Origin of the sequence: Aeromicrobium sp. Leaf272 (assembly GCF_001422865.1) — a bacterium.
Taxonomy (GTDB): domain Bacteria; phylum Actinomycetota; class Actinomycetes; order Propionibacteriales; family Nocardioidaceae; genus Aeromicrobium.
Window position 1 is genome coordinate 363,067 of record NZ_LMMY01000009.1, and the last position, 10,030, is coordinate 373,096.

Here is a 10,030-nt window from a genome sequence, read left to right on the forward strand (position 1 = left end):
GCCGTCGGACGACGACGACGAGTCGGACGCCGTGCTGCACGCGGTCATCACGGCGGCGGACAGCAGCAGGGCCACGGCGGCACCACCGGTGCGACGCAGTCGGCCTGGAGTTCTTGGGGTCATGTCTCTCTCCTGATGGGGTGGGTCGACGTCGTCCGCGGCCGACGGCCGGGATGCGGCGTCCGTCCGGCCTGCACCGCGGGCGCGGCCGACCGTTCGTCCTTGGGCTCGTGGGCCCCCCGCCCTCGGGCTGCGGAGGAGGAGAGATGCCCGCCCGCTGGTGCGGCGAGACCACGGTGCAGCGACTCCGACATCTCTCCTCCTCTCTACGATGTATACGTATACAACTCGGTGACGCAGACCCTGTCAAGGGTTTTTGTGCCCTGCATCACGAACGTGACGGCGACGTCACGTGAACGTCACACGACGGAGCGCGCCTCGGTGATCCAGTCCGGCTCGACACCGTTGTGGCCCGCCGCGCGGACGTCACCGGACCGTGCGTGACCTTCGAACAGCTCCACTCGCGCCGCGCGACCGCAGAGCTCGCCCAGCGCCGCGCTCGAGGCCGGATCGGTGACCTCCTGGTAGGTGACGGTCTTGAGGTACTTGCCCACCCACAGGCCGCCGGTGTAGCGCGCACTGCCCCGCGTCGGCAGGGTGTGGTTGGTGCCGATGACCTTGTCGCCGTAGGACACGCAGGTGCCCTCCCCGAGGAACAGCGCGCCGTAGTTGCGCATCTCGGTCAGGGCTCGACGCGGCTCCTGCGTCAACACCTGGACGTGCTCGCTCGCGAAGCGGTCGGCCAGCGCGTAGGCCTCGGTGAGGGAGTCGACGACGATGACCTCGCCGTGGTCCCGCCAGGCCGGTCCCGCGTTGTCGTTGGTCGACATCCCGGGCAGCAGGCGCTCGACGTGCGCGATGACCTCCTCGCCCAGCTCGCGGCTGGTGGTGATGAGCACGGCCGGCGAGTCCGGGCCGTGCTCGGCCTGGCTCAGGAGGTCGACGGCCACCACGAACGGGTTCGCGTGGTCGTCCGCGATGACCAGGATCTCCGTGGGCCCGGCGAAGAGGTCGATGCCGACCTCCCCGTAGAGCTGACGCTTGGCCTCGGCCACGTAGGCGTTGCCGGGACCGGCCAGCATGTCGACCTTGCCGATGGTCTCGGTGCCGATGGCCATCGCAGCCACGGCCTGGACGCCGCCGAGCAGGTAGATCTCGTCCGCACCGGCGAGCGCCATCGCGGCGATCGTGGGAGCAGGCACCTCGCCACGGATCGGCGGCGTGCAGGCGGTGGTCCGCTCCACTCCGGCGACCTTGGCGGTCACGACGGTCATGTGCGCCGAGGCGAGCAGCGGGTAGCGACCACCTGGGACGTAGGCGCCTGCCGCCTCGACCGGGACGTGCTTCTGGCCGAGGAGGACGCCCGGCATGGTCTCGACCTCGAACTCCTTCATCGAGTCGAGCTGGTGCTGCGCGAACTCGCGGACGTTGGCCTGCACCGTCACGATGTCGTCGCGGACCTGCTGCGGGACCGAGGAGACGATGCGGTCGATCTCCTCGGCCGAGAGCCTGAAGCTCTCGGGCTCCCAGGAGTCGAACTTCGCCGACAGCTCACGCACGGCGGCGTCGCCGCGGGTGCGCACGTCCTCGATGATCGAGGCGACGGTCTGGGAGACGACGAGGTCGCGGGTGCCGGCCGACGCGTCGCTGCCGGTGGGCTTCTTGAGGTGTTCCATGGGGGTGCTCCGTTCGGTGAGCGGCGGGCGCCGCGGCGGGGTGGGAGGTGTCGGTTCGGGGCTAGGAGGTAGCAGCGAGCGAGCGCAGGTGCTCGAGGACCTCGTCGAGGCTGCGGACGTCGGCGTACTTGGCGTCGAGGTCGAACAGGGCCGCGTCGTGCGGGCCGGCCGCGCGGTCGCCGACCGCCTCCCGGACCACGATCGGCACGAAGCCCGACTGGATGGCGTCGAGGCTGCTCGCCCGGACGCAGCCGCTCGTGCTCAGGCCGGCGACGATGACGCTGTCGACGCCCATCTCCTCGAGCGTCTCCTTCAGGCCGGTCCCGAAGAACGCGCTGGCGAACTTCTTGCGGATGACGAGCTCGCCGTCACGCGGCGCGAGCTCGTCGCAGATCTCGCCCGCCTCGGTGTCGCCGACGAAGTTCTGCAGCGCACGCACCTTGCGGAAGAACGGGCCGCCCTCGGTGGGGTCCTCGTAGTGCACGACCGTGTACAGCACCGGCACGTCGGACTCCCTGGCCGTCTCGACGAGCGTCGTCGCGGCGGCCAGGGCGTCCTCCACCCCGGCGTAGAGGGGGTTGCCGGGGGTCAGGTAGGCCTTGACGAAGTCGACGACCAGGACGGCCGGCCGCTCACCGAAGCCCAGACGCTGGTTGAAGCCGGACTGGCGGTAGTCCTCGTCGAGCGCGTTCATGCGGAGGCTCCGTCCCGACCGGCGGACGAGGCGGCGACCTGCACCGGCGGCACGAGGCCGTCGGGGAGGGCGCCGAAGTCGAAGCCGAGCGCACCGGTCCGTGACGCGGCGAGCTCCTCGCGCAGCACCGCCGTCGCCTCCGGGTCGCCGGCGACGACGCCGTACTCGGCGCGGGCCGCTTCCTTCGACACGAGCCCGCGGGCGATGTCCTGCTCCACGGCGGCCACCGGCCGCTGCAGCGGATCTCCCCAGCCACCGGCTCCGGCGGTGCGGAAGACCAGGCGGTCGCCCGGCTCGACCTTGATGTTGTCGCGCTTGGAGGGCAGCTCCTCGCGGGTGCCGTCGGCGCGCACGATCAGCTTGGAGGAGCTCCCGCCGGCTCGTCCGCCGCCGATGCCCCACGGCTGCAGGGTCGCACGGTCGTCGTTGACGCCCACGAAGCCCGGGCGACGGAACAGGTACTCCCGCTCGATCCCGGCGCCGCCACGGTGGAGACCGGCTCCGCCGGAGTCGGTGACCGGCTCGTAGCGCATGGCGACCAGGGGGTAGTTCGTCTCCATGTACTCCGCCGGGGTGCTTCGGAACTCCGGCCACCAGGAGTGACCGTCGAGGCCGTCGCCGGCCTTGCGGCCGGGCAGCCCGCCGAACAGCAGCTCGGTCATCTGGAAGTACTCGCCGTCCTCGGCGTAGCCGGAGTAGACGAGGTGCGGGCTGGTGCCGTAGCCCGCGCCCATCGAGAGGTCGGGGGCCTTCTGGCCGAGCGCCCCGGAGATGCAGTCGAACAGCCGGGTGTGGACGTTGAGCCGGTTGGACAGCGGGGCGGGGAAGTTCGGGTTGAGCAGCGAGCCCTCGGGCAGCGTGACCTCGAAGACGCTGTTGTAGCCGTCGTTGAAGAGGATGCTCGAGTCGAACGCCATGATCATGTAGACGCCGAAGAACAGCTTGCAGAGGTTCTCGTGGATGAGGAAGTTGATCGAGCCCGGAGCCTGCGGGTCGGTGCCCGTCCAGTCGAAGTAGGCCGTGTCGCCCTCGCGCCAGACCGTGAGCTGCAGCTTGAACGGACCGTTGCCCGCGCCGTCGTCGTCGACCCAGTCCCAGAAGACGACCTTCTCCTCGGGGACGTACTTGCGGATCAGCGTGATCATGGCGACGCGCGTGCGCTCGAGCAGCGCGTCGCAGGCCGCCGAGTAGGTCGGCTGGCCGTGACGGTCGCAAAGCTCGACGACGCGGCTCGCGGCACGCTGGCAGGCGCCGATCAGGCCCATGATGTCGCTGCGAACGATGTCGGGGACGCGCGTGTTGTTGAGGATCAGCGCAACGACCCCCTCGTTCAGCACGCCGCCCTCGACGATCTTGACCGGCGGGATGCGCAGGCCCTCGTCCCAGATGGAGTGCGAGTCGGCCGTCTGCGTGCCGGGCGAGGTGCCGCCGATGTCCAGCACGTGTCCGAACTGGCTCGCGTAGCCCACCAGGCGCTCGCCGTGGAAGATCGGGACGATCACGAGGATGTCGTTGGTGTGCGAGATCGAGCCGCGGCACAGGTACGGGTCGTTGAGGATGTAGGCATCACCCGGTGCGACCGTGTCGAAGCGCGCCACGACGTCGGGGATGTAGGAGCCGAACTGGCCCACGATCATCTGGCCGCGCTCGTTGGCGATCATCGGGAACTCGTCGTGCTGCTCGCGGATCGACGACGACATGGCCGAGCGCCGCAGCACCTCGTCCATCTCGATGCGGATGTTCTTGAGCGAGTTCTCGATCAGGTCGAGGGTGACCGGGTCGATGGCGGACGTCGTGGTCATCGGGACTCCTCGAGCAGCAGGTTGAAGAAGGTGTCGACGCGCGCGCGGTGCCCGGGGAGCACCAGCACGGTCGAGTCGTACTGGGTGATGACGGCCTTGCCCTCGACGCACATGCCCGGCTGGAGCAGGGCGCGGTCGTAGATCGGCACGTCCTGCAGGGCACCGTCGACCCACGACGGCTGGCTGCCGACCCGCGCGGCGGACGCGTCGGGAGCGACCTCGGTGCCGGGCTCCAGGTCGACCTTCTCGGTGCGGCCGATGCCACGCGAACGGACCGTGACGACCTCGACGCTCGCCGGGAGCTCGAAGCCGTAGAGCCGGACGTGCTCCTCGTGGAAGCGGCGGGTCAGGTCGTCCAGCTCGAGGGTCGCGGCGGTGTCGGCGTCGATCTCGACGGTGATCTCGTACCCCTGGCGGCGATACCGCATGTCGAAGACGTAGCGGACGCTGCGGTCGGCGGCGGGGACGCCCTCCTCCTCGAGCCACGCGTCAGCGCGGCCGCCGAGCTCGGCGAGCGTCGCGCGCAGGGCCTGGACGTCGATCGACTCGACCGGCGAGAGGTAGGCCTGCGCGAACTCGTTCTGCACGTCGGCGACGACGAACCCGACTGCCGACAGCACGCCGGCCTCCGGCGGGATGATCACCGGGAAGCAGCCGAGCTCGGCGGCGAGCGCGTTGGCCTGCAGGCCCCCCGCGCCGCCGAAGGACAGCAGCGAGAACTCCCGCGGGTTGAGGCCGCGCTGCACCGTCACGGCGCGCAGCGCGCCGAGCATGTTGCCGTTGACGATGTCGATGACGGCCTGAGCCGCACTGTGCACGTCCACGCCCATCTCGGCGGCGAGCGGCTCGTGCGCCTTCATCGCGGCGTCGGCGTCGAGCGTCATGTCCCCGCCGAGCAGGGTGGTCGGCAGGTGGCCGAGCACCAGGTTGGCGTCGGTGACGGTCGGCAGCGTGCCGCCGCGGCCGTAGCAGGCCGGCCCCGGCTGGGCGCCCGCGCTCTCCGGACCCACGCGCAGGCCGCCGGTGACCTCGGAGACGTTCGCGATCGATCCGCCGCCGGCGCCGATCGTCTCGACGTTGATGGCGGGGGCGCGCACGGGGAAGGCCGCGACCTTGGTCTCGCGCGTCACCTCGGGCACGCCGCCCACGCAGACCGCGACGTCGGAGGACGTCCCGCCCATGTCGAAGGTGATGATCTTGTCGAACCCGGCGCGCTGGGCCACGTACGCGGCACCGTTGACGCCACCGGACGGTCCGGACAGCGCCGTCTGGATCGGGTGCTCCTGGGCGCCGCCGACCGACATGAGGCCGCCGTCGGAGCGGACGACCTGCAGGCTCGCGCTCACGGGGACGTCGCGCAGGGCCGTGTCGAGCGTCGACAGGTACCGCTGCATCACGGGGCCCAGGTAGGAGTTGAGCACGGTCGTGACCGCACGCTCGTACTCGCGGAACTCCGGGCTGACGTCGCTCGACAGCGAGACCGGGATGTCGACGCCGAGGTCGGCGAGCACCTTGCCGGCGATCTTCGCGACCTGCTCCTCGTGGGCCGGGTGGGCGTAGGCGTGCATCAGCGAGATGGTCAGGGCCTCGATGCCCTCGTCGACAAGCTCGCGCACCTTCTGCTGGACGTCGGCCTCGTCGAGCTCGAGGATCACCTCGCCGTCGGCGGTGATGCGCTCTTCGAGGGCACGCACTCGCTCGAAGGGGACCACGGGCTCCGGCGGGGCGTAGTTGAAGAAGCCGAAGAGCGGACCGGGCGTCCAGCTGTCGGCGAGGTGCAGGATGTTGCGCCAGCCGTGGCTCGTGAGCAGGCCGACCCGCGAGCCCTTGTCCTCGAGCAGCGCGTTGGTCGCGACGGTCGTGCCGTGCAGCACGGCGTCGAGCTGCTGCGGCTCCAGGCCCGCCTTCGCGCAGATCTCCTGGATGCCGCGGATGACGCCCTCGGCCTGGTTGCCCGGCGTCGACGGTGTCTTGGCGAGCCAGAACCGGGAGCTCTCGGAGTCGTGCAGGAAGAGGTCGGTGAAGGTGCCTCCGACGTCCACGCCGATGCGCAAGGTCATGTCTGTTCAGCTCCTGTGTCGTCCCGGTGGGGAGGGGTGGTCATGGTGCGGTCGACGAGGCGAGGACCTCGCGCACGTCGACGAGGTGTCCGTGGAGGGCCGCGGCGGCGGCCATGGTCGGGGAGACGAGGTGCGTGCGCCCTCCGGCGCCCTGACGACCCTCGAAGTTGCGGTTGGAGGTCGACGCGCACCGCTGGCCGGCCGACAGGCGGTCGTCGTTGATCCCGACGCACATCGAGCAACCGGGCGTGCGCCAGGAGAGCCCGGCGGCCTCGAAGACCTCGCCGAGGCCCTCCTCCTCGGCCTGGCGACGGACCGCCGCGGAGCCCGGGACGACCATCGCCTCGACGCCGGGGGCGACGTGACGACCGCGCAGCACGTCGGCCGCGGCGCGCAGGTCCTCGATGCGGCCGTTCGTGCACGAGCCGATGAACACCCGGTCGATCGCGACGTCCTGGAGCGCCTCGCCCCCCTGCAGTCCCATGTACTCCAGGGCGCGACGCGCGGCGTCGGGGTCGGGCTGATCGTCCGGCAGCGGCACGCGCGACGTGACGGGCACGCTCATGGCGGGCGTCGTGCCCCAGCTGACCATGGGCACGACGGAGGTGGCGTCGACGTGGCGCATCGCGTCGAAGGCCGCGTCGGGATCGCTGCGCAGTTCGGCCCAGGTGGCGACGAGCTCGTCGAGACCCTGGTCCATCGCCGCCACGAACGGGCGGTCGCGCAGGTAGGCGTACGTGGTCTCGTCCGGCGCGACCATGCCGATCCGGCCACCCATCTCGATGGTCATGTTGCACAGGGTCATGCGACCCTCCATCGACAACCGGCTGACGGTGTCGCCGCGGTACTCGACCGCGTAGCCCGCGGCGCCGCCCGTGCCGAGCTCGTGCATCAGGGTCAGGGCCAGGTCCTTGGCGGTGACGCCGGGGCCGAGCTCGCCGCTCACCTCGACGAGGAGCGTGCGGGGCCGCTGCTGGGGGAGGCATTGGGTGGCGAGGACGTGGGCGATCTCCGAGGTCCCGATGCCGAACGCCAGGGCGCCGAACGCGCCGTGCGTGGAGGTGTGGCTGTCGCCGCAGACGATCGTCATCCCCGGCTGCGTGAGGCCCAGCTCTGGGCCGATCACGTGGACGATGCCCTGACGGGGGTCACCGACGCCGTACAGCGGGACGCCGAAGTCCTCGCAGTTCTGCGTCAGGGTCTCGACCTGCAGGCGTGCCGTGTCGTCGGCGAGCGCGAGCCCACGGCCCAGTGTCGGCACCGCGTGGTCGGCGGTCGCCAGGGTCAGGTCCGGGCGCCGCACCGGTCGGCCGTCGAGCCGCAGCTGGCTGAACGCCTGCGGGCTCGAGACCTCCTGCACGAGGTGCAGGTCGACGTAGAGCAGGTCGGCCTCACCCGGCGCGGACCGAACCACGTGCTGGTCCCAGACCTTGTCGAAGAGGGTGCCGGTCATCAGTACATCACCAGCCCGGAGGAGACGTTGACGTCCTCACCGGTGATCGCGGATGCCGCGTCGCTGGCGAGGAAGACGACGGTAGCCGCCACGTCCTCGGCGGTGGTGAACCGCTTGAGCGGGGTGCCGTCGAGCAGCTCCTCGCGGACGGTGGCCACGTCGGAGCCGAGCGCCGTCGCCTGGTTCTCGATGACCCACTCGAGCCGCTCGCCCGCGACGAACCCCGGCGAGACCACGTTCGCGCGGACGCCGTGCTCGCCGAGGTCGAGGGCGAGCGTCCGGCACAGACCGACCATCGCGAGCTTGGTGGCGGCGTACGGGGCCCGGTGCAGCAGTGGACGCTTCCCCGTCATGGAGCCGATCACCAGCACAACGCCCCGGCCGGCCTCGACCATGTGGGGCGTGGCCGCGCGGATCGACAGGAAGGTGCCGGTGAGGTTGACGTCGACGACGTCGTCCCACTGCTCGTCGGTGACCGACCACAGGGCCGCCGACGGACCACCGACGCCGCTGTTGCACACGAGCACGTCGAGCGCGCCGAAGGACTCGACGACCTGGGCGAAGGCGGGCGCGACCTGCTCACGCACGGACAGGTCGAGCGCGACGGCGAGTCCCTCGCCGCCACGGGCGACGATGTCGTCGACCGTGCCCTGCGCGTCCTCGACCCGGCGCGCCGTGACGGCGACACGCGCCCCGGCCTCGGCCGCCGCCAGGGCGATCTCGCGGCCGATGCCACGAGCGCCACCGGTGACCACCGCGACGCGACCCGCCAGAGGGGCGGTGTGCGGTTGGTCCTCACGCATGCGGTCTCCCGTCTCAGTGGGCGGCTGCCGCCCTGGATCCGGATGTTCCGGTCCTTCGCTCGGTGTCTGTATACGTATACAAGCATCGTGCTGCCGCGTCGTCAACGCTTTCGCGAGACAATCTCACAGAGCGACGAAGGGGTAGAGCCCACGTGGCTGAATACGTATACTCGACCGCGACCGCCGACGCCGAGCACCGGCGGCCCACGCCCCATCTTCTCCCCGACGACAGGACCGCCATGACGACGACGCCCCGCACCAGCCCCGGCGACACCCTGCGGGGCCTCCTCGACCGCGACGGGGTCCTCGCGGCACCCGGCGGCGGCACGCCCTTGGAGGCGCACTGCGCCGCGGCGGCCGGCTTCGAGGCCTTCTACCTCAGCGGGTACGCCGTGGCGGCGTGGCGCCACGGCCAGCCCGACCTCGGCGTCACCGGCATGACCGACGTCGTCGACGCGGTCGCGGCCATCACGACGAGCACGCCCGTCTCGGTCATCGTCGACGCCGACACCGGCTACGGCGACGTCACCGCCGTCGCGGCCACCGTGCGCCGCCTGGAGCAGGCCGGCGCCGCGGCGGTGCAGATCGAGGACCAGGTCGCGCCCAAGCGGTGCGGCCACATGCAGGGCAAGGAGGTCATCCCAGTCCTGCAGATGGAGCGCAAGGTCGCCGCCGCCGTGCGGACCCGCGCCGACGCCCTCGTCATCGCCCGGACGGACGCGCTGGGCCCGCTCGGCGTCGACGAGGCGATCGAGCGGGGCAAGCGCTACCACGACCTCGGTGTCGACGCCGTCTTCGTCGACGCGCCCGAGAGCCGCGAGCACCTGGAGCGCATCGCCACCGAGATCCCGGGCCGGCTGATCGTGAACCTCACCGAGTCCGGCCGCACCCCCATCCTGCCGCTCGAGGAGATCGACGCGATGGGCTACGCGATCGCGCTGTACCCCACGGCCGCGCTCCGGCTCGCGGGGCGCGTCATCTCCGAGCTCTACGCCGGGATCCGCGACGCGGGGTCGACCTCCGCGTGGCAGCCGCAGATGATGAGCCTCGACGAGATGAACGCCCTGATGGGCCAGGGTCGCGTCGACGACCTCGAGGCGGCCGTCCTCACCCAGCTGCCCGAGCGGGGCTGACCCGCCCGGGCCCGGCCCGGCACGCGGCACCCACCCGGTGGGCGCCGATCGGGCAGCGGCCGCTCAGACGAGCGCGCGCTCGGGGACCGGCACCCAACCCGTGGAGTCGCGCACGACCAGCTCGCTGACGAAGCGCTGATGCGTCGACGGACGCCGCGGGCTGTCGATGCGCTCGAGGAGCAGGTGCACACCCACGCGCACCATCTCCTCGACCGGCTGGCGAGCGGTGCTGAGGCTGAACGCCTCCCAGGAGGCCATGTCGACGTCGTCGTACCCGACGATCCACAGGTCGTCGGGCACGACGATGCCGGCGGCACGGGCCGCGTCGAGGGCGCCGAAGGCGCTGAGG

At 71.4% G+C, this 10,030-nt stretch carries 8 protein-coding genes; 1 reads left to right on the forward strand and 7 read right to left on the reverse strand.

The annotated features are described in order from the left end of the window. Positions 1–419: 419 nt before the first annotated feature. The 6 genes from hisD to ASF38_RS03370 all read right to left on the reverse strand — a co-directional run bounded on the left by hisD (position 420) and on the right by ASF38_RS03370 (position 8,548). Positions 420–1,736, reverse strand: a complete 1,317-nt coding sequence (hisD, locus tag ASF38_RS03345) for a histidinol dehydrogenase (RefSeq protein ID WP_056556312.1) — start codon at positions 1,734–1,736, stop codon at positions 420–422. A 61-nt stretch (positions 1,737–1,797) separates the two neighbouring features. Further along, on the reverse strand, positions 1,798–2,430 hold the full coding sequence (locus ASF38_RS03350) for an isochorismatase family protein (RefSeq protein WP_055963337.1): 633 nt from the start codon (positions 2,428–2,430) through the stop codon (positions 1,798–1,800). Then, positions 2,427–4,232, reverse strand: coding sequence for a hydantoinase B/oxoprolinase family protein (locus ASF38_RS03355; protein WP_082480331.1), 1,806 nt, complete (start codon positions 4,230–4,232; stop codon positions 2,427–2,429). Before ASF38_RS03355 ends, ASF38_RS03350 begins: the two co-directional genes overlap by 4 nt. Then, positions 4,229–6,292, reverse strand: a complete 2,064-nt coding sequence (locus ASF38_RS03360) for a hydantoinase/oxoprolinase family protein (protein ID WP_055963334.1) — start codon at positions 6,290–6,292, stop codon at positions 4,229–4,231. Before ASF38_RS03360 ends, ASF38_RS03355 begins: the two co-directional genes overlap by 4 nt. A gap of 40 nt (positions 6,293–6,332) precedes the next feature. Further along, a complete protein-coding gene (gene leuC, locus ASF38_RS03365) occupies positions 6,333–7,745 on the reverse strand; it encodes a 3-isopropylmalate dehydratase large subunit (RefSeq protein WP_055963331.1) in 1,413 nt (470 codons plus the stop codon). Then, positions 7,745–8,548: an SDR family NAD(P)-dependent oxidoreductase gene (locus tag ASF38_RS03370; RefSeq protein ID WP_056556314.1), complete on the reverse strand. Its 804-nt coding sequence runs from the start codon at positions 8,546–8,548 to the stop codon at positions 7,745–7,747. Before ASF38_RS03370 ends, leuC begins: the two co-directional genes overlap by 1 nt. A 152-nt stretch (positions 8,549–8,700) precedes the next feature. On the opposite strand from ASF38_RS03370, the gene ASF38_RS03375 reads away from it, so the two are divergent. Further along, a complete protein-coding gene (locus ASF38_RS03375; RefSeq protein WP_156366761.1) occupies positions 8,701–9,681 on the forward strand; it encodes an oxaloacetate decarboxylase in 981 nt (326 codons plus the stop codon). A gap of 63 nt (positions 9,682–9,744) precedes the next feature. On the opposite strand, the gene ASF38_RS17810 is transcribed toward ASF38_RS03375, so the two are convergent. Then, positions 9,745–10,030 (reverse strand): substrate-binding domain-containing protein (locus tag ASF38_RS17810; protein WP_162237286.1); only part of this gene is annotated, 286 nt, incomplete at its 5' end.

Bases quoted from the DNA above. Each gene is read 5' to 3' on its own strand.
- ASF38_RS03370 (WP_056556314.1), bottom strand. From the start codon at position 8,548: ATGCGTGAGGACCAACCGCACACCGCCCCTCTGGCGGGTCGCGTCGCG.
- ASF38_RS03355 (WP_082480331.1), bottom strand. From the start codon at position 4,232: ATGACCACGACGTCCGCCATCGACCCGGTCACCCTCGACCTGATCGAG.
- leuC (WP_055963331.1), bottom strand. From the start codon at position 7,745: ATGACCGGCACCCTCTTCGACAAGGTCTGGGACCAGCACGTGGTTCGG.
- ASF38_RS03350 (WP_055963337.1), bottom strand. From the start codon at position 2,430: ATGAACGCGCTCGACGAGGACTACCGCCAGTCCGGCTTCAACCAGCGT.
- hisD (WP_056556312.1), bottom strand. From the start codon at position 1,736: ATGGAACACCTCAAGAAGCCCACCGGCAGCGACGCGTCGGCCGGCACC.
- ASF38_RS03360 (WP_055963334.1), bottom strand. From the start codon at position 6,292: ATGACCTTGCGCATCGGCGTGGACGTCGGAGGCACCTTCACCGACCTC.